Source organism: Catalinimonas locisalis, assembly GCF_038039535.1.
Lineage (GTDB): Bacteria > Bacteroidota > Bacteroidia > Cytophagales > Cyclobacteriaceae > Catalinimonas.
On the sequence record NZ_JBBPHP010000005.1, the window covers coordinates 137,015 to 162,880 of the forward strand.

Below are 25,866 nucleotides of genomic sequence, written 5' to 3' on the forward strand. Positions count from 1 at the left end.
TTTGCGGGTACTTTAAAGTATCATACGTGGAAGCACAATATAAACAATATTATTACCAAAAAATTGTCTGTAAATAGGGGTTATATATTTCAAAAAAATTAACGGTCAAAATGAAGGCGCATCCCTTTTTCAGAGTTATTCAGTTTTCCATCAGAATATGCTAGATGCCCTGAAACTAAAGTATGCTTTATGCTTGATTTAAATGTTTGGCCCTCAAAAGGTGACCACCCGCATTTTGCCAGTATATTTGATTTCTCTACTTTCCAGGGATTATCAAGATCTACCAGTACAAGGTCAGCATAATATCCTTCTCTGACATAGCCGCGGCGCTCAATCTGAAAAAGGATGGCAGGGTTATGACATGCTTTTTCTACAATCTTTTCCAGTGTTATTTTACCCTGATGGTACATTTCCAGTAGCGCAACCAGGCTGTGCTGCACGAGTGGACCTCCTGATGGAGCTTTGAAATAGCTTTGCTGCTTTTCTTCCAGCGTATGGGGAGCATGATCGGTAGCAATTACATCTATTTTGTCATTAAGTACTGCCTTCAGAATAGCATCCCGATCCTCAGAGGTTTTTACTGCGGGATTCCATTTGATAAAAGAACCTTTATCAGCATAGCAGGAGTCATCAAACCAAAGATGGTGAATGCAGGCTTCGGCAGTAATCCTTTTTTCGCTGAGCGGCTTGCTATTATCAAAAAGGCCAGTTTCTTTTCCTGTTGATATATGCAGGATATGAAGCTTGGTGTTATATTCTTTAGCTAGACCAATGGCCAAGGAAGAAGATTTGTAACAAGCCTCAGCACTGCGAATAAGAGGGTGCATTTCCATAGATACGTCTTCGCCATATTTCTCCCGGAACTGCTGCATGTTATTTCGGATAGTTTGTTCATCTTCGCAATGGGTTGCTACCAACATTTCAGCATTCTGGAATACGTTTCGTAGCGTAGTTTCATTATCCACCAGCATATTGCCGGTAGAAGAACCCATAAAAATCTTAAGGCCGCATACATCTTTGGGGTTGGTCTTGAGCACTTCTTCCAGATTATCATTTGAGACACCCATGAAGAAAGAGTAGTTGGCTAATGACTTGGCTGCTGCAATCTGATATTTATCTTCCAGTAGTTCCTGCGTGAGGGTATTAGGTACAGTATTGGGCATTTCCATAAAAGAAGTAATACCTCCGGCTACTGCTGCCCTGGATTCAGTAAATATATCTGCCTTGTGTGTCAGGCCCGGCTCACGAAAATGAACCTGATCGTCAATAAGTCCGGGAAAAAGGTAAAGTCCTTGTGCATCAATGGTTTTAGTGGCAGACACTGAGCTTAAGTCCTTATCAATTCTGCTGATGAATTTTCCTTCTATTAGTAAGTCAGCTTCTTCAATTTTGCCTTCGTTGACGATACGAGCGTTGTATATTTTGGTAGTCATATGCTGTCAAGGTTATTCTTTTGAGTCGGTATATTACATGAAAGACAGATGAAAAAAAAATAACGTAGCCTTAGAATAAGGTCTCATCTTAAAGGTTGGTTTATATCTTTTATTCCGAAAAGAGAATAAACAAAAATACGAGGTAAGGCGGTAAGCCAAAAACCATAAAATACTTGAATATGCATTATTTCCTTACAAAGAATTGCTAACCTTGGCTTGAAAATCTCAAATATTCTCAGGTAATTATACCTGTATTCATTAAGCCAGAGCATATTATTTTCGTAACTTTGTTGTGCAATGGTAAACATTAATGTTTTTTCCAAGACCACTTTTAGCTCTTCACCGAAGTCACATTTTGGAGAGGTGCAAAAAGTACGTCAAATCTGGATGTGGATTTTGCTCGCTATTGCTTTTGCTGGCCTGGTGTTGATGGGCGCCCATCAGGTGATCTTCAAGAAGGCATTTGGAGAAAACTGGCTTACACTTTCTTCTATTAGTTTTGTAGCCGTTGTATTAGGGCTTTTTGCCCTGCTCATTTATAAAGCTCATCTGGAGACCAGAATTAACGAGAAAGGAATACACCATCGCTTTTTTCCACTCCAGTTGCAATTCCGGACTATCCGTTGGGACGAAGTAGAGGAAGTCTACATACGTGAGTATGATGCGCTCAGTGAATATGGAGGTTGGGGCATCAAATTTGGAAATGGTGGCAAGGCCTATACTGTTAAAGGTAGATATGGCCTGCAATTGGAGCTATCCGACGAACGCAAAATATTGATTGGTACCCAAAAGCCTATAGAGCTAGAGCGTCTGATTATGCAGCTGCTGTATGATTATGAAGTGCTTTAACTATTAATAAGTAAAAGTACCATGCGCTCCTTCTATGGTAACTTTCTTTTGATCTGAGCTTTCTACCCTTCCGATTATCTTAGCATCTACCCCAAATGCGTTGGAAATATCAATAATGGATTGAGCATGCTTTTCAGCAATGTAAATTTCCATACGGTGACCCATATTGAATACCTTGTACATTTCTTTCCAGTCGGTATTACTTTCCTCTTGAATGATTGAAAATAGAGGAGGAGTATCAAATAAATTATCTTTAATGATGTGCAGATTATTGATGAAGTTCAGCACTTTTGTTTGTGCTCCTCCACTACAATGGATCAATCCATGAATATGTTGGCGATATTGTTCTAGCACCTGCTTCATCAGCGGGGCATAGGTGCGTGTAGGAGCAAGCACTAATTTTCCTATATCCAGTTGCTCTCCTGTATTTGACACGAATTTTTCAGTGAGAGGGCGACTTCCACTATATACGAGTGATTTGGGTACCTGAGGGTCAAAGCTTTCCGGGTATTTTGCAGCAAGTTCATGATGGAGCACATCGTGGCGGGCTGAAGTAAGTCCATTGCTGCCCATCCCACCATTATAACTATCTTCATAAGTAGCCTTACCAAATGAAGCAAACCCGATGACCACGTCTCCCGCCTGTATATGTTCATTGGTAATAACCTGATCACGGCGCATGCGGGTGGTAACAGTACTGTCTACTATGATGGTTCTGACAAGGTCACCCACATCAGCAGTTTCACCGCCTGTACTGATGATATTAATGCCGTGAGAGCGAAGCATGGCTAATACTTCTTCCGTGCCTTCAATGATTTTGGCAATCACCTCTCCGGGGATGAGGTTTTTATTGCGACCAATAGTGGAAGATAAAAGGATATTGTCCAGCGCACCTACGCAGATGAGGTCATCAATATTCATGATGATGGCATCCTGCGCAATACCTTTCCACACTGATAAGTCTCCGGTTTCTTTCCAGTACAGATAAGCTAGTGATGATTTGGTACCGGCTCCATCGGCATGCATAATATTACAATACTCAGGATTACCCCCTAAAATATCAGGTACTACTTTGCAGAATGCGTTGGGGAAAATACCTTTGTCCAGGTTTTTGATGGCCTGGTGCACATCCTCTTTGGAAGCTGAGACTCCTCTCTGGTTATATCTTTCACTCATGTTTAGGTCAAATCTTTTGCCGAAGGGCAAAGGTACAAATTGTATCGTGAGCCTGAAACAAAAAAAGAGGTTGCTAAACTTTAAGCTCAGCAACCTCTTTCAATTCTATATCTCAACTCAAATATTATTACTCTGAGGCATCTGCCCGGCTGTTATCCACCCGGGTCACTTTGAACTCTGTTCTACGGTTGATCTCATGCTGTTCTTCTGTCATAGCATTTTTGATGATCAACTGCTCCTCACCGTATCCTCGGGCAGTAATACGCTCAGGATTGATGCCGCTGTCTACCAGATATTGAACCGCAGACTCAGCTCTTCGTTGAGAAAGCTCCTGGTTATATTCATTATCACCACGGGAGTCAGTATGAGAGCTAAGCTCTATGCTGATCTGAGGGTTATCTTCCAGTATTTTTACCAGCTTATCCAACTCTACTGCCGCAGCATCGGTGATGAAAGATTCGTCAAATTCGTAATAAATATTTTCTAAGACGATTGCTTTATCCAGTACAATCTTATTCAGTACAAGTTTGGTGGTAAAAGTAGTGTCAGTTACCATCTCTACCAGTTCTTCCTGAGGAATAGTTTTTCCTACAGTACTGAAAGGAACACGGGTAGTGAAGTAGCCTTCTTTTTCACCAACCAGTTCATAGTTGGTACCCCCTTGTACGGCAAATTTGAATGCTCCTTCCTCTCCCGAATTTTGTGATTCTATTGCACTACCTTCAGGAAAAGCCAGACTTACTTTTACATCTTCCAGTTTTTTCTCCTCGCCAGAATCTTCTTCCTCCGTTACTGTAATACCGGCCAGGAAGTAGTTAACGGTCTTCAATTCAGGATCATTGTTGACAAAGGCATAAATATCGTCGTCCCCTTTTCCTTCAGCACGATTGGAGGTGAAATAACCATCCTTGATAGAAGTGAAAGTCATACCGAAATCATCAGCAGTGGAGTTAACCGGAGGCCCTAAATTTTCAATGGTAATTTGTCCATCCTTACGGATAGCCACGAAAATGTCCAATGCTCCCATGCTAGGATGACCATCGGAAGAGAAATACAATTTACCATCGTCAGTGACGTAAGGAAACATTTCGTGTCCGGGCGTATTGATTACCTCGCCCATGTTGCGGACACTGCTCCAGCGACCTCTGTTATCTACTCTTGCAGAATACAAATCGTTACCTCCATAACCACCGGGACGGTTGGAAGAAAAATAAAGTGTGTTTCCGTCGCGACTGAAAGCGGGTGTAGAATCCCAGGCATCAGGGTCGCTGATGGTCATGATCTCAGGAGTAGTCCACTCTCCTCGCTGATAGCGGGAAATGTAAAGATTGACATCACGTGTACCTTTGCGTTTTCCACTATTGCCTCGGGCAAAAACCATTGTACGACCATCGGGTGAGAAGGTAATAGCCCCCTCATTGATAATTTCGTCTGCGAACTCTTCACCTAAGGTATGGGCATCCTCAATTTTGATGAGGCCGTTCTCTATAGGGGCTTGCATAATATTGGTAAAACCAGTACCCGTGGCTTTGTAGACTTTCTCGCTATTGCGAGAAGTAGTAAAATAAAATGTGCCTCTATGAACAGTAGGAGCATACTCAGCCCCTTCGGTATTCAGATATTCTTCGTTTTTGATTTCGTAGTAAACATCTTTAGATAAGATGTTACCAAGTCTGTCCAGGTTATCTAATTCCTGACGTGCCCACGCGGTATATTCCAGTACGGTATCTTCTGAGAGTTCAATGTACTCCTGTAATTCTTCTTTAGCCTGATCATACTCCCCATTTTGCTTGAGAGACATGGCGTAGTGAAACACGGCCGAAGTATCAGGGATACCGGATTCAATGGCAGCCTCATAATAAGGCAACGCTTCCTGAAGACGGTTGCTCAAGCGATAAGCCTCAGCAATTTTATAGTTTGAAAGCGTGGTTTCCATGCCATTGTCAATGGCTACTTTGTAATGATCAATGGCTACATTATAGTCACCACTTTCAAAACTGTTGAACCCTTTAACGAGCGCTCTCTTGCCAGCATTACATCCGGCGAGCAAGAAGAGAGCAATCACGAAAAAGTGTAGATACGCTAATTTATTTCTCATAGTACTATGAATGATAATATTTTGATAGTATAACAGTAATCAGATATACTGCTATGTGAGCCTCCATGTAGGATGAACGATATAAATCGCTGTAAATTATGTACTTAGGCAGTCTTAAAATAGCGGGCAAGCCACGAATCTTTGGCGGGAATCACCCATTCTTTCTCAAACTGCTCTTTGTTACTTACTAAGTTATTGAAAGTTAAAGTCTCTGGTTTGATTTTCCCTTCGGAAACCTGTTGTTTTAGCTGAGCAGTAGACTCTACAAATATTTCATCCTGATGAAGGAAAGCTACCTTGGTACGGTCAAAGAAAGAAAAGCTTTCTCTTTCCGTGCTGAATTTTTCTTCCAGTTCTTTTACCAATGCAACTGAAGCATCAATAGAGCATCCACTCGCCATGTTATAGCCTTCGTCTACAGCAATCACTAAGAAACGGTTGTGAAAAACCTTTACGGATGAATGTAAAGGCTTACCATGCGCAGCCCAGGCAGAAGTAAACTGCTGACCCAACTGCTGAGCGTATTCTTCTTCCGCATGGCTAAGAAAACGGCTCGCCTGATAAACCCAGATTCTGGCTTGCGCCGGCATATCTTCAAAAGGTATATACATGATATATGAAATTAGAACTAGTAAATTACGAATTAAATTCGCATAATTTAATGAATGTTTTGCTGTTGTACTAACGCTTTTGCGTCATACAACGTTTGCTGAGCTACCCCAAACTCTTGCATTTTTTTATGTTTGTACTCCTTTTTTTGCTGCTTTTTATTTGTTCCCTTATCTGGCTGTTAGTCCAACTTACTCCCATCCTGAATGGCTTTTTGGCTAAGCACCTATGTTCCTGCATTTTTGTAAGTAAAAGGAAAATTGAGGAGATCAGAAAGACAGAGTTAAAGATTCTTCTTTTTAGATTCCCCTCTTTTAAGGTAGATGAGAAAAATAAAAGTGTGAAAGTTAGCTTAGCGAGCTACTTTTCCAGGCAGGCCTTTTATCATCCTTTTACCGGCTGTACGCTGCATAAGCGCTCACCCTTTGAAAAGTCTACTGATAAAGCAATTGCCCACCCAGCTATTCAAACTAAGGATGCAGAGGCAAATGTGAATTACATAGCAGGAGAAAAGCGATTTTGGGATAAGTGCTCAACATCCTGGATGCAAACTTCTCCCTCGCATACGCTTGCTTTGGTCATCATGCAAGGTGGTAAATGTGTAATAGAAAATTATGCAACAGAAATTCAAAAAGAGACACCTTTGGCAGGCTGGTCTATGGCTAAAAGTGTGGTGAATGCATGGGTAGGCATTATGGTGAAGAAGGGACTTTTACAACTGCATGAACCTCTTCCCAAAGAAATCTGGCAGGGAAATACAGAAAGAAGAGAGATTACAATGCATCATCTACTACAAATGAGCAGCGGACTCCCCTGGTCGGAAAGATACTGGTGGCGGAGTGATGTCACCAATATGCTCTTTAGCAGTGAGGATGTGGGCCGGGCTATGGCAGCTAAACATCTCAGGTATGAGCCAGGCACGAAGTGGCAATATGCCAGTGGTACAAGCAACCTCATTAGTAAGGCGCTGCGCATTATTCTCAAAGACGATTATACAGCGTTCCCTTACCGTGAGCTTTTCGCTCCACTGGGTATGGAAACTGCTTTGATGGAGGCCGATGCCAGTGGAAATTTTGTAGGATCTTCTTATATGCTGGCCTCTGCCAGAGACTGGGCAAAATTTGGGCTGCTCTATGCTCAGGACGGAATCTGGAAGGGAGAACGTATTTTACCAGAAGGTTGGGTAGACTATACAATAAGCCCGGCAGAGGCCGCCCCTTTTAATGAATATGGAGCTCATTTCTGGCTAAACGAGGGAATAGATCAGCAGGCTCAGACGCGTAAAATACCCGATGCGCCTCCTGATGTTTTCTATGCCTCTGGCTTTGGAGGGCAACGTGTTTTCATTGTCCCCTCGCATGAGTTGGTTATTGCACGATTGGGTAGTGCGCACTTTAAAGAACCGAACTTTAATGTTTTGTTATCAGATTTACTGGCTAATCTAGACCACAAGCAGGATATTATTTCAAAAACTGACATCAATCATAATCTTTGAAAAGATAGCTCATGTTTTCTGGAAAATAATTTGGCGAACTTCATAGGGTAAAAAGAGAAATTACAACCGCCAAACCGCATGAGTCATGGAACTGAAAAAAAATCCCAAATACGACATATATCGGCAGTCCGGTCTGTTTTTCAGTATAGGATTGACTACCAGTATGTTGATGGTTACTGCTCTCTTTGAGTGGAAAACCTATGATAATGATAATCTGGTACAACTGAGCAATACAGTTGATGATCAGTATGAAGAGGTTTTGGATATTCCGCCCACCACTCAGCCTCCTCCCCCTCCTCCACAACAAATCTACATGCCCAGCATTGTAGAAGTACCGGACGAAGAAGTGATCATTACTGATCTTGATATCAACCTGGATATTGAAATCAAAGAATCTACCGTGATTGAAGAATACGATTATAGCTCATATGTAGAAGAAGCCCCTGAAGAAGAAGAGGTAGAAGAAATATTTCTCATCGTAGAGGAATTTCCAGAACCAGAAGGAGGAATGGAATCTTTTTATAAGTATGTGGCTGAAAATCTGAAATATCCCAAATTTGCAGTGCTGAATGGAATTACCGGAAAAGTATATGTTCAGTTTGTGATTGATAAAGCAGGTAATGTAAAAGATGTGTCAATCATCAAAGGAATTGGCGGTGGTTGTGATGAGGAAGCCCTGAGGATTGTGAAAGAAAGCCCGATTAAATGGAAACCTGGCAAACAGAGGGGGGTACCGGTCAAAGTGAGGATGGTATTGCCGATTACCTTTAAGTTAGATTAAAGCTTCCTCAAGAAAAACAGCCCGCTGGAATTTCCAACGGGCTGCTCTTTTTTTATACACTATAGCTTTTCGTTTTCAGCAATAATTTCAGCGATATCTTTTACCGCAACCTCTTTTTCTTTGTTCTTATTCTTTACCCCATCACTCATCATGGTCATGCAGAAGGGGCAGGCTACTGCTATAGTCTGAGCTCCGGTAGACAACGCTTCCTCAGTGCGGTCAATGTTAACCTCTTTTTTACCGGGTTCAGCATCTTTAAACATTTGTGCCCCTCCGGCACCGCAGCAAAAGCCTTTGGTACGGCAGCGCTTCATCTCTACCAGGTCGGCATCCAGCGCTTCCAGCACTTCGCGGGGAGCTTCATAAATATTGTTAGCTCTACCCAAAAAGCAGGAATCATGGTAGGTAATCTTTTTACCTTTAAAAGAGCCGCCTCCCTGAAGCTTAATTCTTCCTTCGTTGATCAGTTGCTGAAGAAAAGTAGAGTGATGAATGACTTCATAGTTACCACCCAGCTCAGGGTATTCATTTTTAATAGTATTAAAACAATGAGGGCAGGCAGTCACAATTTTTTTAATGTTATATCCATTGAGCACTTCAATATTAGAAGCGGCCTGCATCTGAAAAAGAAATTCATTCCCAGCCCGCCTTGCGGGATCACCGGTGCAGGTTTCTTCAGGACCCAGCACAGCAAACTGAACGCCTACTTTATGCAGAATTTTGACAAAAGCTTTGGTCACACGTTTATAACGATCATCGTAAGAGCCGGCGCAGCCAACCCAGAAGAGTACTTCGGGCTTTTTGCCCTGCGCTGACATATCTGCCATGGTAGGCACCTCTATATGCTGTGTATTGGAAGCCTGTCTAACTTCTGCTGTTTCGCTATTTGCGGTATTGCTTGTTATGTTATTTTCTTGTTCAATCATGTCTTTCAGTTTTACTCTTGAGATTCTTTTTTTGTTCCGCTGGTTTCATTTGCCAGTTCGTCAGCCCAATTGAAACGATCGGTAGGAGCAAATTTCCAGGGAGCAAAGTTATTCTCTACATTGGAGAACATAGCATTCCAGGCAGGTGGAGATTGCGCCTCTTCCATGGCTACGTAGCGGCGTATTTGTAGGATGATAGCCAGAGGGTTAATATTTATCGGGCAAGCCTCTACACAGGCATTGCAGGAAGTACAGGCATTGATCTCCTCTCGCTGTATGTAATCGTCCAGTAAAGATTTACCATCTTCCAGGCCTTTACCCTCTTTTTGCAAGCTTTTCCCTACTTCTTCTGAGCGATCGCGGGTATCCATCATAATTTTACGGGGAGAAAGCTTCTTGCCGGTTTGATTGGCCGGACATTCCGCGGTACAACGACCGCATTCGGTGCAGGCATAAGCACCCATAATATCTCGCCACTCCAAGTCATTGACATCTTTAGCACCAAAACGCCCTACTTCTTCAGCATCAGTCTCTCCACCATTTTCAGGCTGTGCTCCCAGCATGATCTGCACTTCATTGGTCACAGCGGGCATATTATCCATTTTGCCCTTAGGGGCAATGCGTGCGTAGTAGGTATGGGGAAATGCCATGAAGATGTGCAGATGTTTTGAATATGTAATGTAGATAGCGAAGCCCAGAATACCGATAATGTGAAACCACCAGGCAAAGCGCTCTATGAATATCAAAGTACTGGTAGACATACCTTCAAATAGAGGAATGAGCAGGCCACTGAAAAAAAGATAGCCAGTGTCAGGGTAACTCGCATCCGGACGGTCCTGCAAAATTTGATCAGTGGCATTCATCGTCAGGATGGCAAACATCAGGATAATTTCTACTACTAAAATAAGGTTGGCATCCAGCTTTGGCCAGGCGGTCAGTTCTCTTGCTTCAAAGCGTCTGATGTGCAGTACATTTCTTCGGATCAGGAAGAACACACAGGAGAGAATAACCGCCACTGCCAGAAACTCAAAAATATTGATAGGGATAGTATAAAAACTGCCGAGTGTGGGAGCAAAGATGCGGTGCGTACCGAAAATACCATCCAGTACAAACTCCAGTACCTCCAGGTTGATTACGATAAATCCTACATAGATACAGAGATGGAGAAAAGCCGGAATAAATTTTTTGAACATTTTTTTCTGTCCAAAGGCCACCAGGAGCATATTCTTAGTTCTCACTGAAGGCTGGTCATTATGCTTGTCTCCTTTTCCAAGTAATATGTTCTGCCTGATTCTGCTAATTCTTCGGTAGAGCATATAGCCGGCGATGGCCAATATTAGGAGAAAAGCTATTTGCTGAATAAGTCCTATCATTCTTTTTTAAATTTTTTACAAGTTTCTATTGCGCCGCTATCATTATTCTTCTACTTTTGTACCCTCGTTACGGTGATGTAGCTCAGTTGGTAGAGCATCGGACTGAAAATCCGTGAGTCGGTGGTTCGAGCCCACTCATCACCACAAGCCTTTTCGTGATAGCGGAAAGGCTTTTTTTTATGCTTTTTTATTCCTTTCTGCACAAAAATTACGCTACCATACATAAGCCTTTACTTAACGCTCATCTCTAACAAATATATATAATTAAGGAAATAGTATGCAAGCATACTATTTTTAATAATGTAATTTGTGAAAGAAATTTAGGTGAATTCTTTAAAAATTTTCACAAACCTAGTGAGATCTTAAAAGATCTTCATAAATGCTTTGGTAGATGGAAAAAGTTAAATGCCTGATTTTCAAGAGAAGAGCAGTTAACTCAGATCAGCCATAGAAAAGCTATATTAGATAAGTAAAATACAAAATTAAATTAGTTATATTTTTTAATAAAAGCATTTTCATACTGGTAAGTAAAATTACACATGTATGCAAACGAGTCATCCACATAAGATATAAAAAATCAAACCTTGTACATTTGTTATATATCAAGTGAAGCAAAGTAGAGAAGAAAAAGAAATGAAGAAATGCTTCGCCTGATCAACGAATATTTAAATAGGTTAGGTTGTGTAGTATATAATAAATGAGGCGGTCCGTGAAAATGAAGATCGCCTCCTTTATCTTCCTTACGAAAAACTTTAATAAAGATATAGGTTAGGTTGTGTAGTGTACAAAAGAAGTCATCTGCGCCTTAGACAGGTGGCTCCTTTTTCTCTTAACTTCCGAAAAGAAATTAAAGATATATAGATTTTAGGTTAGGTTGTGTAGTGTATAAAAGAGGCTGCTTGCTGCGTAGACAGGCGCCTTTTTTTTATGCCTAATTCTTAAAATTGCTAGCTTTTTTAACTCAAAAGCGTCTTGTCCTTTACTTCAGATGCTTTAGCTGAATCACTTCCTGCTTGCTAAGATGTCGCCAGTTTCCTCGGGGAAGATCTTTTTTTGTGAGCCCGGCATACATCACCCTGTCCAGGCGGACCACAGTATAGCCTAAATGTTCAAAAATACGGCGAACGATTCGGTTTCTGCCTATATGAATTTGCAAACCTAAACTAGTCCGGGTTTCATTGACCAAGCCAATTTCATCTACCTGAGCCAGTCCATCTTCCAGAGTGATCCCATCCTGAATCTTAATAAAGTCCTCATCACTAATAGGCTTGTCTATATCTACCTGATAAAGCTTTTTCACATTGTTAGAAGGATGAGCCAGTTTATCCGCCAGTTCGCCATCGTTGGTAAGTAATAACAGACCGGTAGTATTGCGGTCAAGACGACCAACTGGGTAGATGCGCTCTTCACAGGCCTTGGCTACCAGTTCCATCACGGTTTTTCTTTCATCCGGATCATCGGTAGTTGTGATATAGTTTTTGGGCTTGTTCAGCAGCACATACATCAGTTTTTCCGGATTAAGGGATTTGCCCTGATATACTACCTTATCAGTGAGTTTGACCTTAGTGCCCAGTTCTGTGACTACTTTTCCATTCACTTTGATCTCTCCTGCGCTAATGAGTCCATCTGCTTCACGGCGAGAGCATACTCCCGCATTAGCGATGTATTTATTCAGCCTAACCAACTCATCTCCTTTTTTTGAAGTAGGATATGAAGGAGACTCTTTAGGGTTTGTTTTTTTATTGAATTTTTTTCTGGGTTTCATAGGCTATGGTTACGAATACTTGGCTTTTAAGATACTCAAACATTCAACAGATAAAGTAAATACATCGTGCCCGGTAGACACGAAAGAAATACGGACAAATATAGGAAGGAATAGGATATGCATAAGGGTTACAGTCATTTTAACTACCAGACAGAACAGCCGTAGTTAATACAGGTTGTGAATGCAGGAGTGAATAAATTTTATAAATTTGCTGTATACGTAAACAATCACATTTTTTACCCTTACAAGCGTAATTACACATGGATTACAGAATAGAAAAAGATACGATGGGCGAAATTCAGGTGCCTGCCGATAAGTATTGGGGGGCACAAACCCAACGTTCCCGAGAGAACTTTAAGATTGGCGGAGCATCTATGCAGATGCCCATGGAAATTATTCATGCTTTTGCTATCCTCAAAAAATCTGCGGCTGAAGCTAACTATGAGCTTAAGGTACTAGACAAAGAAAAGTATGAAATGATCGCCAAAGTTTGTGACGAGATTTTGGGTGGGCAGCATGATGAACAATTTCCTCTGGTAGTATGGCAAACCGGCTCCGGTACTCAGAGTAACATGAATGTAAACGAAGTGGTAGCCAACCGTGCCCACGTGCTGATGGGAGGAGAACTGGGTGATGCTAAGAAAAAAATTCATCCCAATGATGATGTAAACAAGTCGCAGTCGTCAAATGATACTTTTCCGACGGCTATGCACATTGCGGCTTACAGTATGATTGTGGAGCAAACCCTACCTAAGATAGAAAAACTCAGAAATACGCTGAATGATAAGGTAAACTCCTTCGGCGATATCGTCAAAATTGGCCGTACCCACTTTATGGATGCTACGCCGCTTAAACTGGCCCATGAGTTCAGCGGATATGTGGCGCAATTAGATCATGGCATGCGGGCGCTCAAAAATACGTTGGCGCACCTTTCTGAATTGGCTCTGGGTGGTACCGCGGTAGGTACTGGGCTAAATACCCCCGAAGGCTATGCCAAGCTGGTAGCAGAGAAAATTGCCAAGCATGCTGGTCATCCTTTTGTGACTGCGCCTAACAAATTTGAAGCGTTAGCGGCTCATGATGCCATAGTAGAAAGTTCAGGAGCATTGAAGCAACTGGCCGTTAGCCTTATGAAAATAGGCAATGACATCCGTATGTTGGCTTCCGGGCCTCGTTGTGGTATTGGTGAGATTCTTATCCCTGCCAATGAACCAGGTTCCTCCATTATGCCGGGTAAAGTGAATCCTACCCAATGCGAGGCGCTTACCATGGTATGTGCTCAGGTTGTTGGAAATGATGCTGCGGTAAGTGTGGGGGGAATGAACGGACAGTTTGAGTTGAATGTTTTCAAGCCCATGATGATCTATAACCTGCTTAATTCCGCAAGGCTGATAGGTGATGCCTGTGAGTCCTTTAACGATAATTGTGCAGTAGGTATAGAGCCCAATGTTCCGGTGATCAAGAAAAACCTTGAGAATTCTTTGATGTTGGTAACTGCATTAAATACCCATATTGGATATGAAAATGCTGCAAAAATTGCCAAGAAAGCTTATGAAGAGGGGACAACCTTACGTGAAGCAGCCATTGACAGCGGACTACTGACCAATGAACAGTTTGATGAGTGGGTAGTTCCTGAAAATATGGTAGGAAGTTTGAAGTAAAAACTTTGCTAAATAAGCTAAGTGCTACTTACAACATACTATTAACACCATGAAGTATCTATGGATTGTAGCGCTCTTGTTCTTTACGATGACAGTAGTTCCTGAAGTCTCGCAGGCTCAGGAGCTTTCCAAAAAAGAAAGAAAACGTCTGAAGAAAGAGCAAAAGCGCAAACTGAAAGAGCTGAAAAAAATGAGTCCGGCTGACTTTGAAGCTTTAAGAAATAAGCAGGATGAGTTTAAACAACAGGCCAGCGAATTGCAAGGTGAGGTGACCTCTCTGCAAAAGGCGTCAGAAAGTAAGGACTCCGAAATCAGGCAACTGAAAGATCAGGTAAGGCGATTGGAAAATCAGCTTCAGGAAGCCCGTGCTGAGCTAGAGGCCAAACCAGAGGTGGAGCAAAATGTGCCACTATCCAATCAGTATGACGAAGGTTTGGTATTCAGAGTACAAATCGGTGCTTACCGCGACAAAAATCTGGAAGCATATCTGGACACCAGCGAAAATTTCAATGGAGAAACAGATGCTCAGGGCTTACAAATTTATACTTTGGGTAACTTCCGCGACTACTGGGAGGCTGACAAGTTCAAAAAGTACCTAAGAGCGATGGGGGTGAAAGATGCCTGGATTGTTCCTTACCGCGATGGTGTTAGAGTACCTATCAAGGAAGTACTGGAAGATTTACGCAGCAATCAGAATACCGAATAGTAAACAAAGAAATCTGATAACAATATGAATAGCGTATACCTGTTAGGAGTATACGCTTTTTTTATGTTGTATTATTCCTTAAGGTTCGTCATCTTTATATTTACACACAAAAATAAAACCCCATCACTACAATGAAACCTCATTTCAAACTTTTCTTAATGTCATTATTGGCTGCAAGCTTTCTTTTTCAGGCTTGTAGCGATGATGATGAAGTAAGTAGAGAAGACCTGTTAATCGGTACATGGACGATTCAGTCCAATGAACTGACAGATTATAGCATTACACTCAGTGGATTTACATTAACCAAAGAAAGCATACAAAACTCACCATTTGCTGATGATGCTGCAGAGTTTGAGGAAGATCTGGCTGTAATCGCTGATGATTTGTTTCCTCCTAATACTACCATTACATTTAATGAGGATAATACTTATGTGGTTACTAATCAAACCTCTTCAGCACCTGATGATTGGGCATTGAGCTCCAATGAACAGGAGCTTACGCTTGATATTAATAGTAATGATATTCAAAATCTGGTATTTAGCATAGAGGAGCTTAGCAATAGTGCACTTCAGGTTGTTTTAACCCTTGATGACACTGATATAGACCTGGAAGCTATGGGAGGAGAAGAGTTAGGAGTAGATGATTTTACCATTGAGTACACATTTAGTTTCACTAAATAATATTTGCGCTAAAAAGGAATGTAATGGAGAAGCGGTGGGTATTTCAGGAATCAGCAGATGAAGAGACTGTCCAACAACTAGCAAAAGATATCAACGTCAACCCTGCTTTGGCAAATTTGCTGATACAGCGGGGGGTTGGCGCTTTTGATGACGCAAAGCGTTTTTTTAGGCCTAGCCTCAAAATGCTGCATGATCCCTTCTTGATGAAAGATATGGTGCATGCGGTCAATCGCCTGCTGATGGCTATGGAGCGAGAGGAAAAAATCCTGATCTACGGAGATTATGACGTGGATGGAACTACCTCTGTAGCATTGGCCTATGGCTTTCTTCATACCCTCTATGAGCATATAGAGTATTATATTCCTGACCGCTACAAAGAAGGTTATGGCATATCTGAAGAAGGGATACAGTATGCGGCGGAAAATGGTTTCTCTTTAATCATATCTTTGGACTGCGGCATCAGGGCCGTAGGGTTGATCAACGAAGCCCGAAAGAAAAATATTGATTTTATTGTATGTGATCACCATCGTCCGGGTGAACAGCTCCCCCCTGCTCACGCTATTCTCAATCCTAAGCAGGAAGGTTGCAATTATCCTTTTAAAGAACTTTGTGGTTGTGGCGTAGGCTTCAAGTTGCTGCATGGCTTATGCGTGCGAACTAAAAGCCATCATAAAGAGCTGGCAGAGTGGTTGGATCTGGTAGCCGTAGCCATCGCTGCGGATATTGTGCCTATTACCGGTGAAAACCGTATTCTTAGTTATTTTGGTTTACAAAGACTGAATGAGTCTCCTCGCCCAGGCTTACAGGCGTTGGCTCAACTGGCAGGTTTGAAAAACGAGATCAATATTGAGAATATCGTTTTTGGCTTTGCTCCCCGTATCAACGCTGCCGGACGTATGGAACATGCCAAAGCGGCCGTTCAACTTCTACTGGCTGAGACTGAGGATTGTGCCATGAAAATGGCTAATGAACTCAATGTGCAGAACACAGAAAGAAGAGGGTATGATACCCTCATGACGCAGGAGGCACTGGAAATGATTGAGGGTAATGCTACGCTGGCTCAGGCAAAAGCTACCGTTCTTTTCAAGAATGACTGGCACAAAGGGGTTGTAGGGATTGTGGCTTCCCGCTGCATAGAGAAGCATTATCGTCCAACTATTATTCTTACAGAATCTCATGGTAAAGCCTCTGGTTCTGCCCGTTCAGTAGATGGGTTTGATGTATACTCCGCTATTGAGGCCTGTTCCGATCTGTTGGATCAGTTTGGCGGACATAAATATGCTGCCGGACTTACGCTGCCTTTGGAAAATGTACCTTTGTTTCAAAAAAAGTTTGAGGAGATTGTTTCTGAGAGCATTAGTGCAGATCAGCTTATACCTCTGGTCAATATAGATGTGCAGATAAATCTGGCGGATATAACGCCCAAGTTTTTTAATATTATCAAGCAGTTTGCTCCTTTTGGTCCAGGTAATATGCGGCCCATTTTCATGAGTGATCATCTGATGGTGTATGGCTATCCGCAGATTCTGAAAGAGCAGCACTTAAAGTTTAGTGTACGCCAGGAGGGTAGCCAGAAAATATACAATGCTATTGGTTTTGGAATGGCACACTTCTATGAATTGGTACTGGAAGGCAAACCTTTTAAAATGGCTTATAATGTAGAAGAAAACCACTACAACGGAAATACTTCTCTACAACTGATGATTCGGGATATTAAACCAATGGAATAAAAAAAGGAGCGATAAGCTCCTTCAATACTTTTTTTAATTTACACTGACTAATCAATCATCATTAGTCATTTCTTTCAATGCGGGCGCCTAAAGCCTGAAGTCTTTTATCAATGTACTGATAGCCTCGGTCAATTTGCTCTACATTGTAAATCGTGCTTTTTCCTTCAGCAGACATAGCGGCAATGAGTAATGCTACTCCGGCACGGATGTCAGGTGAAGTCATAGAAATACCTCTCAGGCACTGTTTTCTGTCCAGACCGATAACTGTAGCACGGTGCGGATCGCAAAGAATAACCTGAGCGCCCATATCCAGCAGTTTGTCTACAAAGAAGAGGCGACTTTCAAACATTTTTTGATGAATAAGGACGGTACCTTTAGCCTGGGTAGCCACTACCAGAATGATACTCAAAAGGTCAGGAGTAAGACCCGGCCAGATGGCATCAGCGATAGTCATGATAGAACCATCAATAAAGGTTTCAATTTCGTAAGTTTCGTTATTATAGACATGAATGTCGTCTCCTTCAATGTCAAAATGGATACCCAACTTACGGAAAGTATCAGGAATAATGCCCAGCATATCTACTCTGGCACCTTTAATGGTAATGTCAGAGTTAGTCATGGCAGCCATACCGATGAAGCTTCCGATCTCAATCATATCGGGCAGCATAGTATGCTCAGTGCCTCCCAGTGAAGATACGCCTTCTATACGGAGCAAGTTAGAACCTACACCATTGATCTTCGCGCCCATGCGATTGAGCATCGCACAAAGTTGTTGTAAATAGGGTTCGCATGCAGCATTGTAGATAGTAGTAGTTCCTTCAGCCATCACAGCAGCCATCACAATATTGGCAGTACCCGTTACACTGGCTTCGTCCAGCAACATATAAGAACCAGTAAGGTGTTCTCCTTCTACACTGTAATATTTGTTAGCAGCATCATAGTGGAATCTGGCTCCGAGTTTTTGCAGACCAATGAAGTGTGTGTCCAAACGGCGGCGACCAATTTTATCTCCTCCTGGCATTGGGATGCGGCCTTTGCCAAAGCGGGCCAACAAAGGTCCGAGAATCATGATAGACCCTCTCAAAGCAGTGGCCTGTTTAGAAAAGTCATCTGATTCTAAGTAGCTAATATTAACATCAGCCGCTTTAAAAGTGTAAGATTCTTCTCCTATCTGCTCCACCATTACGCCCATGGACTTTAGTAAGTCAATGAGCTTCATCACATCACGGATGTTGGGTATTTTGTGAATAGTAACCTGCTCGGGAGTTAGCAGTACCGCACATAGGATTTGTAGGGCTTCATTTTTTGCACCTTGTGGTATAATTTCTCCCTGGAGTTTGTGACCTCCTTCAATCTTGAAACTTGCCATTCTTTATTTCTTTCGTCTGTTATTGCCTCCTGAGCCTCGTCGGCCTTTTGAGCGGCTTCCTCCTCCTCCTCCTCCTTTCTGAGAATCAAAAAGGTTATTATTTTTTACTTCATCTACCGAAATATCCAGCTTACCACCTGATATTTCTTTGATATTTTTGATAATAACCGCATCATCTACATTTTCTTTATTCCAGGTCTGATAAAATCCTTTCATCAGTTTACCAAGATAGATGATGGCTCCCTTGCGCTCTTCTTCGCTTTCTGTAGCGATAGCTTTGTCTATGAGCTTTTCAATATTCTTGCCATAATGCTTATAGGTAACAGGGTCTGTATTATATGAGAGTCTTTTTGGTTTTTTGGTAAGAATATCTACCTCAGGCATGGGATAAGGAGCATCTACATTTAGCTCAAAATTGGTCATGATGAAAAGGTCATCCCAAAGTTTTTGAGTAGTTTCATTGTTCTCACGCACGCTGGGATTGAGCTGGCGCATCAATTCTACCAAAGTGGTCGCATATCGGGTACGTTTATCACGATCCTCAATGGTCATGATATGCTCGGCAAGTTTCTGTACATTTCTGCCGTATTCTTTGAGGATGACATTGGACTTACTTGTGTTATATTCAAACATTTTACATTGGTTTTTGTAAAAAATAATTTTTATTCATCGTGAATTTTTAGTTTGGCAAAGCTGAGCAGCAGGGTTTTCTCACCAAAATCATCAAACTCAACCTTGGCCTTGCGGTTTGCACCTTCCACATCCAGGTTTTTCACTACGCCAAATCCAAACTTAGGATGCTCTACCTTCATACCTGCTTCCAGGCGGCTGGTATCACTTGGCGCAAAATCCGGTGAAGGTTTATAGCTGCTACGATTGTTGTTGGGCATCGCTTTTCGGCTGCGGTCTCTTTGGATACTTTTTAGCAATACTCGGGCATGTTCCGTATCGCCTACCACCGAGCGGCTTCCCATGGCTTTATTGACCATCACATAAGCAGGATCAATTTCTTCCAGAAAACGGCTGGGCTCGCAGTTTTTTAATCTACCAAAGCGATAACGGGACAAAGCATAAGAAAGTACCAACCTTTTCATGGAGCGGGTAATGGCTACGTAGAATAGCCTTCTTTCTTCTTCCAGATCATTGCGGCTGCTCAGCATCATTTGAGATGGAAAGAGGTCTTCTTCCATGCCCACTACATAGATATAAGGAAACTCCAGTCCCTTGGCCATGTGGATGGTCATCATGGTAACCCTGTCTTCTCCATCATCTTCCGACTGGTCTACTGAAGTGAGCAAAGCTACCTCCTGTAAAAAAGCGCCCATACTTTTGTCCTCCACCTCAGGATTATCCACAAACTCTTTGATCGCGTTGAGGAGTTCCTGCACGTTTTCGTAGCGGTTGAGTCCTTCAATAGTTTTATCTTCATAAAGCTCACGCAACAAGCCGGAACCTTTAGCGATATGCGAAGCAGCATCAAAAGCATCTTTCTTTTCTGCTTCCAGCATAAAGCCTTTCATCATATCCTTGAAAGCTGTGAGTGCATTGGCGGTACGTCCGCTAAAGAATTTATGTGCATTGTTTAATACCTCCCATATCGTAATGTCCTGCTCGTAAGCGGTTACGATGACTTTGTCTACCGTGGTAGCACCGATTCCTCGCTTGGGCAAGTTCACAATCCTGCGGAAAGCCTGCTCATCGCTTTGGTTAACTACAAAACGCATATAAGCGATGATATCTTTGATCTCTTTACGCTGATAGAAGGATAAACCGCCGATAATTTTATACTTAATATTTCTTTTGCGCAGCGCTTCCTCCATCGCCCTGGACTGACTGTTGGTACGGTAGAGAATGGCAAAATCGCTGTAGCGGGCGTGATCATTATTTTTCTGCTCAAAAATAGAGTAGGCTACCAGTCGCCCCTCTTCCTGGTCAGAAGTAGCCTTGATCATTTCTACCAATGTGCCTTCCTCATTGGTGGTCCAGATATGCTTTTTGAGCTGTGCTTTGTTTTTACTGATCACCGAGTTGGCAGCCTCAATGATATTCTTGGTAGAGCGATAATTCTGCTCCAGCTTAAATACCTGAAGGTCAGAAAAATCCTTTTCAAAATTGAGGATATTCTGAATATCAGCCCCACGGAAAGCATAAATACTTTGTGCGTCATCTCCCACCACGCAGATGTTGCGTCGTACAGCAGCCAGCTTTTTAGTGATCAGGTATTGAGAAAAGTTGGTGTCCTGAAACTCATCCACCAGCACATAATGAAAACGGTGCTGATATTTATTCAATATATCAGGGTGTTCTCTGAAGAGTACATTGGTATTAAAGAGCAAATCGTCAAAATCCATCGCATCCGACTTAAAGCAGCGTTGCACATAGGTTTTATAGATTTTACCAATATGAGGTTTGGCGGCGCTTTCGTCTTCCGCCCGGATCATCGGATTATCGTTGTACTCTCTCCAGGAGATCAGTCGGTTTTTGGCACTGGAGATACGGTTGAGCACCATACCGGGCTTATATACCTTATCATCCAGTTTAAGTTCTTTAAGTATATTTTTGATCAGCGACTTGGAGTCGTCAGTATCGTAAATCGTAAAATTACTTTGGTAACCAATCTTAGCTGCCTCAGCCCTGAGGATACGTGCAAAAATGGAATGAAAGGTGCCCATCCAGAGGTTGCGGGCTTCGGTACCAACCACTTTCTCAATACGGTCGCGCATCTCTTTGGCCGCTTTGTTGGTAAAAGTAAGCGCAAGTATGTTAAATGGGTCTACATTTTTTTCCTTAATAAGGTAAGCAATACGATAGGTTAGTACTCTTGTTTTGCCGGAACCTGCACCGGCAATAATCATGGTTGGTCCTTCTGTATTGGTGACCCCATTCCGTTGCGGTTCATTCAAGCTGTCCAGAAAATTCATAAAGTCTCAGGTTTTTCCCGTGCAATTTACAATAAGTCTCTCTTATTCATTAAGAAAGGCAGGCGCAGGCTTCAGATATGAAGCTGCCAATTTAGTGCATATTCATCAAAAAATCAGCATCTTAAAAAGCCAAAGATGAAGCTTCTTTTGTTGTAAAACAAAACAACAATATATAAGGCTAAAGATTTCTTCTCCGTGTCCTTTTCGCAATTTTTTTTGTTGCTTTTATGCGAATAGAAAGAGTGAAGAGGTAATTTTGTTCTGTTAAGATAATAAAATCAGTATCGTAATAATATGGAGCAAAAATTTGTCACATACTTTTAGTGATACTTTTGATATTTTAAAGAATACCTATATCTTTGCAGTTCTTTAAACTAAGAGCAGAAAATTCCTGTTAGAGACAGTAAAGAAATATATTTAAGCGATGGCAAACCATAAATCTGCATTAAAACGTATTCGTTCTTCTGAGACCAGACGTGAGAGAAACCGTTATCAGTTGAAGACTACTCGTACTTTTGTGAAAAAGCTGAGAAATACTACAGACAAGTCTGAGGCTGAGGAGTTGTATAAGAAAGTTTCTTCAATGTTAGACAAGCTGGCAAAAAAGAATATTATTCATAAGAGCAACGCAGCGCATAAGAAGGCAAAACTTGCCAAGCATGTGAATCAACTTGCGTAAATTCTTACATCAAGATATTACAGCGCCTTACGCTTTCTTAGTGTGAGGCTTTTTTATTTGCTTTAGCCTCCAAAATCAAAGCAAATACAATGGCAAGCCGCTACGCTTCTCGTGACACTGGAATACTAAGCTGGGCTGAGGAAGATCGCCCTCGTGAAAAGCTACTCAGTAAAGGCAGAGCGGCGCTTACCGATGCCGAACTCATCGCTATTTTGATTGGCTCTGGTACCCGGAAGAAAAGTGCAGTTGATCTAAGCAAAGAAATCCTAGCCAGTGTGGATAATAACCTTCATGAACTGGCTAAGCTCTCGGTGGTGGACCTGCAAAAATTTGATGGTATTGGAGAGGCAAAAGCCATTAGCATTGTCAGTGCTCTGGAACTGGGCAGACGTCGCAAAGCAGGAGAGCCAGTAAAGCGAGAGAAAATTACCAGTTCAGAAGATGCTTATCGCGTCATGCAGCCTTACCTGATGGATCAGTCAGTAGAACAATTCTGGATTATCCTGCTCAACAGGGCCAACCTGGTGATCAAGCCGGAGATGATCAGTGAGGGCGGCGTTTCCGGTACAGTAGCCGACCCAAAAGTAATCTTTAAGAAAGCACTGGATAAATTAGCCAGCTCAATCATTCTGGTGCATAACCACCCCTCCGGTAATCTGACTCCCAGTCAGGCAGATATGCAGCTTACCCGTAAACTCAAAGAGGCAGGCAAAAGCCTGGACCTTCCTGTGCTGGACCATCTTATCTTTACTGACCATGCTTATTACAGCTTTGCCGACGAAGGTATTTTGTAGAGAAAGTTTTCTTTGAACTTATTATTGTCTTACTGCTTTTTGCTTATAAATTTAGTGCGCTGTCAATTAGACAAAGTGTGTTTTCTGTTTGTAGGTTAGTAAAGTTATGAAAAAGGTTATTCCTGTTATTGTTATTATAGTTATTGCTGTTAGTATCATTTATGCCCTGCAGGGTGGTGAATCCGATGAGGAATATGTGGAGCGTATAGCTGAAGAAAGGCAAAGGACAGAACGCTTTATGCGCGCTTCTGATGAGTCGCCTTTTGCCCCGGAAGATATTCCTTTTAATGGTTTGGATTTTTATGAACCTAATCCTGCCTACAAAGTAAGGGCAAGATTGACACCAATCCAAAGCCAGAAGCTTTTGCAAATGCCTACCTCTACCGGGGAGGAAGAGAAATACATCCGCTATGCCTATGCAGATTTTGAAATAGAGGGGCAACAGGCTCGCTTGCTGGTATTGCAGCCTTTTGATTCACAGACAAAGCTTTTTGTGCCCTTTGCGGATGCGACCAGTGGAGAAGAGACCTATGGAGGAGGGCGTTATCTGGATATTGAAATGCCTGCCCGTACCAGCAAAAGTATAGAGCTGGATTTTAACAAAGCTTATAACCCTTATTGTGCCTACAATCCCACCTATAGCTGCCCACTACCTCCCAAAGAAAATATACTGGATATCTCTATAAGAGCTGGAGAAAAGGCTTATAAGAAATGAAAAGCTTTTTGTAAATTAAATGGAATGAATAGAAAAGGTTTACAAGATTTAGCAAAGATAAGATTAAAGGAAGCTAAAATTTTGTTAGATAATGAGTTATCCGATGGAGCCTACTATTTGTGTGGTTATGCAGTGGAGTGTGCCCTAAAGGCTTGTATCGCAAGAAATGTTAAACAATATGACTTTCCAGATAAGAAAGTTGTAAATGATAGTCATACTCATGCTGTTAGTACTTTGGTTAAGGTAGCTGGTTTGACTATTGAATTAGATAAACAATCGCAAGAAAATGATGATTTCAAGCTGAATTGGCAGGTAGTTAGGGATTGGTCTGAAGTAAGCAGATACAAGAAAAACTCTCAGTTAGAGGCAGAAGACCTTTACTCCGCAGTTACTCATCGCAAAAATGGAATAATGCAATGGATAAGAAAATATTGGTAGGTATAGATTTAGAAGAAGGAAAAAAAGTACTTGAAGAGCTTGATAAGTCAGGTTTGGAGGTTACTAGCGCGTTTTGGTTTTATCTTGCTGAGGTAGAAGAGTGGAGGCTTATGCTTGCAATGCCTAGTATTGATATTCAAGGACGTAAAAAAACCTATGCAAAAATCTGGGGAGTTCTTGATAGAAATAGGAGTACGCTAAATATTCCATTAGATGCAATTACTTTAATTAGTCCGAAGCATGAATTAAATCAGCTTTTACGTAGTGTGGTCAAGACGGGTAAAAGTATGTCTGGAATTAGATTCTCAGGTGATGTAATTAATGGGACTCTTATTGAAGATGCTTACATATATAGAGTAAATTAAATAAAAACACCCCCTCACCGAAGCTGACTCTTTGACAAGATCGCCTGGCAAGGAGGTGAAAAAAGATTTTTTGAACAGGTAAGTTAACTCAATACACTAAGCTCTTCGCCTACTTCTTTGAAAGCCTGTATGGCTCTGTCCAGATGTTCTTTTTCATGTACAGCGGATATCTGCACCCGGATACGAGCCTGTCCTTTGGGTACTACCGGATAGTAGAAACCGATCACGTAAATCCCTTTTTCTAGTAATCTTTCTGCAAACTTTTGCGCCAGCGGCGCATCGTACAGCATGATAGGTACGATGGCATGGGTTCCGGGTTTGATATCAAAGCCAGCGGAAGTCATTTGCTTGCGGAAGTAAGTAGTGTTTTCTTCCAACTTATCGCGCAGCTCAGTAGTCTCAGAAAGCAGGTCAATTACCGCAATGGAAGCTCCGGTGATAGAAGGGGCCAAAGTGTTAGAGAAAAGATATGGACGAGAGCGCTGACGTAGCAAATCCACAATTTCTTTGCGGGCGCTGGTAAATCCGCCGGAAGCTCCACCCAGTGCTTTACCTAATGTTCCGGTAATGATATCTACTCTGCCTATCACATCATGATATTCATGTACACCTCTGCCGGTTTTCCCCATAAAGCCGGTAGAATGACATTCATCCGACATTACCAGGGCTTTGTATTTATCTGCCAGGTCACAGATTTTATCTAATTGGGCAATGGTACCATCCATGGAGAAGACACCATCAGTAACGACGATGCGATGACGGGCACTCTGTGCTTCCTTCAGCTTTTCTTCCAGATCCTGCATATCATTATGCTGGTAGCGGAAGCGCTGCGCTTTACACAACCTCACCCCATCAATAATAGAGGCATGGTTGAGTGCATCGGAAATGATGGCATCTTCTGGGCCTAAGAGTGGCTCAAAAACTCCCCCATTGGCATCAAAAGCAGCAGCATAAAGAATCGTATCTTCCATGCCCAGAAATTCAGAAATCTTTTTCTCCAGTGTTTTATGAATGTCCTGTGTACCGCAGATGAAGCGTACTGAGGACATGCCATAGCCATGAGTATCTATGGTTTTTTTGGCGGCTTCTATCACCTTGGGATGGGCAGAAAGACCGAGATAATTGTTGGCACAGAAGTTAATGACTTCCTTACCGGTGGTAGTTTTGATCACTGCACCCTGAGGAGTAGTAATCACGCGTTCATTTTTATATAGACCGGCCTCTTTGATATCTGCCAGTTCCTTTTCCAGGGCAGGTTTTAGTGTTTCGTACATAAGGTATGGTATTTGAGTTCTGCTTAACT

The 25,866-nt window shown here is 42.0% G+C and carries 23 protein-coding genes and 1 tRNA gene; 13 read left to right on the forward strand and 11 right to left on the reverse strand.

Features of this window, described 5'->3' with window-relative positions; all coding sequences use genetic code 11:
• Nucleotides 1–98: 98 nt before the first annotated feature.
• Complete coding sequence (locus WJR50_RS09260) at nucleotides 99–1,433, reverse strand: dihydroorotase (protein ID WP_341292977.1); 1,335 nt, start codon at nucleotides 1,431–1,433, stop codon at nucleotides 99–101.
• Nucleotides 1,434–1,730: 297 nt separating this feature from the next.
• Between WJR50_RS09260 and WJR50_RS09265 the strand changes: the two genes are divergently transcribed.
• A complete protein-coding gene (locus tag WJR50_RS09265; protein ID WP_341292978.1) occupies nucleotides 1,731–2,282 on the forward strand; it encodes a DUF6141 family protein in 552 nt (183 codons plus the stop codon).
• Between the two features lie 3 nt (nucleotides 2,283–2,285).
• Here the strand turns inward: WJR50_RS09265 and WJR50_RS09270 are convergent, their stop codons facing one another.
• The 3 genes from WJR50_RS09270 to WJR50_RS09280 form a co-directional block, all read right to left on the reverse strand.
• On the reverse strand, nucleotides 2,286–3,458 hold the full coding sequence (locus tag WJR50_RS09270; protein ID WP_341292979.1) for an AIR synthase related protein: 1,173 nt from the start codon (nucleotides 3,456–3,458) through the stop codon (nucleotides 2,286–2,288).
• Nucleotides 3,459–3,585: 127 nt separating this feature from the next.
• A complete protein-coding gene (locus WJR50_RS09275; protein WP_341292980.1) occupies nucleotides 3,586–5,556 on the reverse strand; it encodes a CHU_0125 family OmpA-like outer membrane integrity protein in 1,971 nt (656 codons plus the stop codon).
• Nucleotides 5,557–5,660: 104 nt separating this feature from the next.
• Nucleotides 5,661–6,167 carry a hypothetical protein gene (locus tag WJR50_RS09280; protein ID WP_341292981.1) on the reverse strand — a complete coding sequence of 169 codons (507 nt, stop codon included), beginning with the start codon at nucleotides 6,165–6,167 and terminating at the stop codon, nucleotides 5,661–5,663.
• A gap of 338 nt (nucleotides 6,168–6,505) precedes the next feature.
• Here WJR50_RS09280 and WJR50_RS09285 point away from each other — a divergent pair, with 338 nt between their 5' ends.
• Nucleotides 6,506–7,660 (forward strand): serine hydrolase domain-containing protein, encoded by a 1,155-nt coding sequence (locus WJR50_RS09285; protein WP_341292982.1) that lies wholly within the window; start codon nucleotides 6,506–6,508, stop codon nucleotides 7,658–7,660.
• Nucleotides 7,661–7,745: 85 nt separating this feature from the next.
• Nucleotides 7,746–8,441 (forward strand): energy transducer TonB, encoded by a 696-nt coding sequence (locus WJR50_RS09290; protein ID WP_341292983.1) that lies wholly within the window; start codon nucleotides 7,746–7,748, stop codon nucleotides 8,439–8,441.
• A gap of 59 nt (nucleotides 8,442–8,500) precedes the next feature.
• Here the strand turns inward: WJR50_RS09290 and WJR50_RS09295 are convergent, their stop codons facing one another.
• Nucleotides 8,501–9,268, reverse strand: a complete 768-nt coding sequence (locus WJR50_RS09295) for a (Fe-S)-binding protein (RefSeq protein WP_341293123.1) — start codon at nucleotides 9,266–9,268, stop codon at nucleotides 8,501–8,503.
• 110 nt (nucleotides 9,269–9,378) lie between these two features.
• Nucleotides 9,379–10,737: a 4Fe-4S dicluster domain-containing protein gene (locus tag WJR50_RS09300; protein ID WP_341293124.1), complete on the reverse strand. Its 1,359-nt coding sequence runs from the start codon at nucleotides 10,735–10,737 to the stop codon at nucleotides 9,379–9,381.
• A gap of 74 nt (nucleotides 10,738–10,811) precedes the next feature.
• Here WJR50_RS09300 and WJR50_RS09305 point away from each other — a divergent pair.
• Nucleotides 10,812–10,884 (forward strand) — tRNA-Phe (locus WJR50_RS09305).
• Between the two features lie 835 nt (nucleotides 10,885–11,719).
• Here WJR50_RS09305 and WJR50_RS09310 read toward each other — a convergent pair.
• Nucleotides 11,720–12,505, reverse strand: a complete 786-nt coding sequence (locus tag WJR50_RS09310) for a pseudouridine synthase (RefSeq protein WP_341292984.1) — start codon at nucleotides 12,503–12,505, stop codon at nucleotides 11,720–11,722.
• 260 nt (nucleotides 12,506–12,765) lie between these two features.
• Here WJR50_RS09310 and fumC point away from each other — a divergent pair, with 260 nt between their 5' ends.
• The 4 genes from fumC (at nucleotide 12,766) to recJ (ending at nucleotide 17,282) form a co-directional block, all read left to right on the forward strand.
• On the forward strand, nucleotides 12,766–14,166 hold the full coding sequence (gene fumC / locus WJR50_RS09315) for a class II fumarate hydratase (RefSeq protein WP_341292985.1): 1,401 nt from the start codon (nucleotides 12,766–12,768) through the stop codon (nucleotides 14,164–14,166).
• A 49-nt stretch (nucleotides 14,167–14,215) separates the two neighbouring features.
• A complete protein-coding gene (locus tag WJR50_RS09320) occupies nucleotides 14,216–14,872 on the forward strand; it encodes an Ezrin/radixin/moesin family protein (RefSeq protein ID WP_341292986.1) in 657 nt (218 codons plus the stop codon).
• Nucleotides 14,873–15,030: 158 nt separating this feature from the next.
• Entirely contained in the window at nucleotides 15,031–15,552 is a 522-nt protein-coding gene (locus WJR50_RS09325) for a hypothetical protein (protein WP_341292987.1), read from the forward strand.
• A 23-nt stretch (nucleotides 15,553–15,575) separates the two neighbouring features.
• A complete protein-coding gene (recJ, locus tag WJR50_RS09330) occupies nucleotides 15,576–17,282 on the forward strand; it encodes a single-stranded-DNA-specific exonuclease RecJ (protein WP_341292988.1) in 1,707 nt (568 codons plus the stop codon).
• A gap of 61 nt (nucleotides 17,283–17,343) precedes the next feature.
• On the opposite strand, the gene murA is transcribed toward recJ, so the two are convergent.
• From murA to WJR50_RS09345, 3 genes are read right to left on the reverse strand one after another with little or no spacing between them, the layout of a single operon-like run.
• Nucleotides 17,344–18,651, reverse strand: a complete 1,308-nt coding sequence (murA, locus tag WJR50_RS09335; RefSeq protein WP_341292989.1) for a UDP-N-acetylglucosamine 1-carboxyvinyltransferase — start codon at nucleotides 18,649–18,651, stop codon at nucleotides 17,344–17,346.
• Nucleotides 18,652–18,654: 3 nt separating this feature from the next.
• A complete protein-coding gene (locus WJR50_RS09340) occupies nucleotides 18,655–19,284 on the reverse strand; it encodes a DUF4290 domain-containing protein (protein ID WP_341292990.1) in 630 nt (209 codons plus the stop codon).
• Between the two features lie 29 nt (nucleotides 19,285–19,313).
• Nucleotides 19,314–21,572: an ATP-dependent helicase gene (locus WJR50_RS09345; RefSeq protein ID WP_341292991.1), complete on the reverse strand. Its 2,259-nt coding sequence runs from the start codon at nucleotides 21,570–21,572 to the stop codon at nucleotides 19,314–19,316.
• A gap of 424 nt (nucleotides 21,573–21,996) precedes the next feature.
• Here WJR50_RS09345 and rpsT point away from each other — a divergent pair, with 424 nt between their 5' ends.
• From rpsT to WJR50_RS09370, 5 genes are all read left to right on the forward strand, one after another.
• Complete coding sequence (rpsT, locus tag WJR50_RS09350; RefSeq protein ID WP_341292992.1) at nucleotides 21,997–22,251, forward strand: 30S ribosomal protein S20; 255 nt, start codon at nucleotides 21,997–21,999, stop codon at nucleotides 22,249–22,251.
• An 89-nt stretch (nucleotides 22,252–22,340) separates the two neighbouring features.
• Nucleotides 22,341–23,045: a RadC family protein gene (radC, locus tag WJR50_RS09355; RefSeq protein ID WP_341292993.1), complete on the forward strand. Its 705-nt coding sequence runs from the start codon at nucleotides 22,341–22,343 to the stop codon at nucleotides 23,043–23,045.
• Nucleotides 23,046–23,151: 106 nt separating this feature from the next.
• Nucleotides 23,152–23,760, forward strand: a complete 609-nt coding sequence (locus WJR50_RS09360; RefSeq protein ID WP_341292994.1) for a DUF1684 domain-containing protein — start codon at nucleotides 23,152–23,154, stop codon at nucleotides 23,758–23,760.
• A 24-nt stretch (nucleotides 23,761–23,784) separates the two neighbouring features.
• Entirely contained in the window at nucleotides 23,785–24,198 is a 414-nt protein-coding gene (locus tag WJR50_RS09365) for a HEPN domain-containing protein (protein WP_341292995.1), read from the forward strand.
• Nucleotides 24,177–24,563: a hypothetical protein gene (locus tag WJR50_RS09370; RefSeq protein WP_341292996.1), complete on the forward strand. Its 387-nt coding sequence runs from the start codon at nucleotides 24,177–24,179 to the stop codon at nucleotides 24,561–24,563. The genes WJR50_RS09365 and WJR50_RS09370 overlap by 22 nt, the downstream gene beginning before the upstream one ends.
• 83 nt (nucleotides 24,564–24,646) lie before the next feature.
• Here the strand turns inward: WJR50_RS09370 and kbl are convergent, their stop codons facing one another.
• Complete coding sequence (gene kbl, locus WJR50_RS09375) at nucleotides 24,647–25,837, reverse strand: glycine C-acetyltransferase (protein ID WP_341292997.1); 1,191 nt, start codon at nucleotides 25,835–25,837, stop codon at nucleotides 24,647–24,649.
• Nucleotides 25,838–25,866: the final 29 nt, after the last annotated feature.

Coding starts and splice junctions, on each gene's coding strand:
- WJR50_RS09345 (WP_341292991.1), bottom strand. CDS start 21,572: ATGAATTTTCTGGACAGCTTGAATGAACCGCAACGGAATGGGGTCACC.
- recJ (WP_341292988.1), top strand. CDS start 15,576: ATGGAGAAGCGGTGGGTATTTCAGGAATCAGCAGATGAAGAGACTGTC.
- WJR50_RS09260 (WP_341292977.1), bottom strand. CDS start 1,433: ATGACTACCAAAATATACAACGCTCGTATCGTCAACGAAGGCAAAATT.
- kbl (WP_341292997.1), bottom strand. CDS start 25,837: ATGTACGAAACACTAAAACCTGCCCTGGAAAAGGAACTGGCAGATATC.
- WJR50_RS09325 (WP_341292987.1), top strand. CDS start 15,031: ATGTCATTATTGGCTGCAAGCTTTCTTTTTCAGGCTTGTAGCGATGAT.
- murA (WP_341292989.1), bottom strand. CDS start 18,651: ATGGCAAGTTTCAAGATTGAAGGAGGTCACAAACTCCAGGGAGAAATT.
- WJR50_RS09360 (WP_341292994.1), top strand. CDS start 23,152: ATGAAAAAGGTTATTCCTGTTATTGTTATTATAGTTATTGCTGTTAGT.
- rpsT (WP_341292992.1), top strand. CDS start 21,997: ATGGCAAACCATAAATCTGCATTAAAACGTATTCGTTCTTCTGAGACC.
- WJR50_RS09340 (WP_341292990.1), bottom strand. CDS start 19,284: ATGTTTGAATATAACACAAGTAAGTCCAATGTCATCCTCAAAGAATAC.
- WJR50_RS09370 (WP_341292996.1), top strand. CDS start 24,177: ATGGATAAGAAAATATTGGTAGGTATAGATTTAGAAGAAGGAAAAAAA.
- WJR50_RS09280 (WP_341292981.1), bottom strand. CDS start 6,167: ATGTATATACCTTTTGAAGATATGCCGGCGCAAGCCAGAATCTGGGTT.
- WJR50_RS09310 (WP_341292984.1), bottom strand. CDS start 12,505: ATGAAACCCAGAAAAAAATTCAATAAAAAAACAAACCCTAAAGAGTCT.
- WJR50_RS09295 (WP_341293123.1), bottom strand. CDS start 9,268: ATGGCAGATATGTCAGCGCAGGGCAAAAAGCCCGAAGTACTCTTCTGG.
- WJR50_RS09275 (WP_341292980.1), bottom strand. CDS start 5,556: ATGAGAAATAAATTAGCGTATCTACACTTTTTCGTGATTGCTCTCTTC.
- WJR50_RS09270 (WP_341292979.1), bottom strand. CDS start 3,458: ATGAGTGAAAGATATAACCAGAGAGGAGTCTCAGCTTCCAAAGAGGAT.
- fumC (WP_341292985.1), top strand. CDS start 12,766: ATGGATTACAGAATAGAAAAAGATACGATGGGCGAAATTCAGGTGCCT.
- WJR50_RS09265 (WP_341292978.1), top strand. CDS start 1,731: ATGGTAAACATTAATGTTTTTTCCAAGACCACTTTTAGCTCTTCACCG.
- radC (WP_341292993.1), top strand. CDS start 22,341: ATGGCAAGCCGCTACGCTTCTCGTGACACTGGAATACTAAGCTGGGCT.
- WJR50_RS09365 (WP_341292995.1), top strand. CDS start 23,785: ATGAATAGAAAAGGTTTACAAGATTTAGCAAAGATAAGATTAAAGGAA.
- WJR50_RS09320 (WP_341292986.1), top strand. CDS start 14,216: ATGAAGTATCTATGGATTGTAGCGCTCTTGTTCTTTACGATGACAGTA.
- WJR50_RS09290 (WP_341292983.1), top strand. CDS start 7,746: ATGGAACTGAAAAAAAATCCCAAATACGACATATATCGGCAGTCCGGT.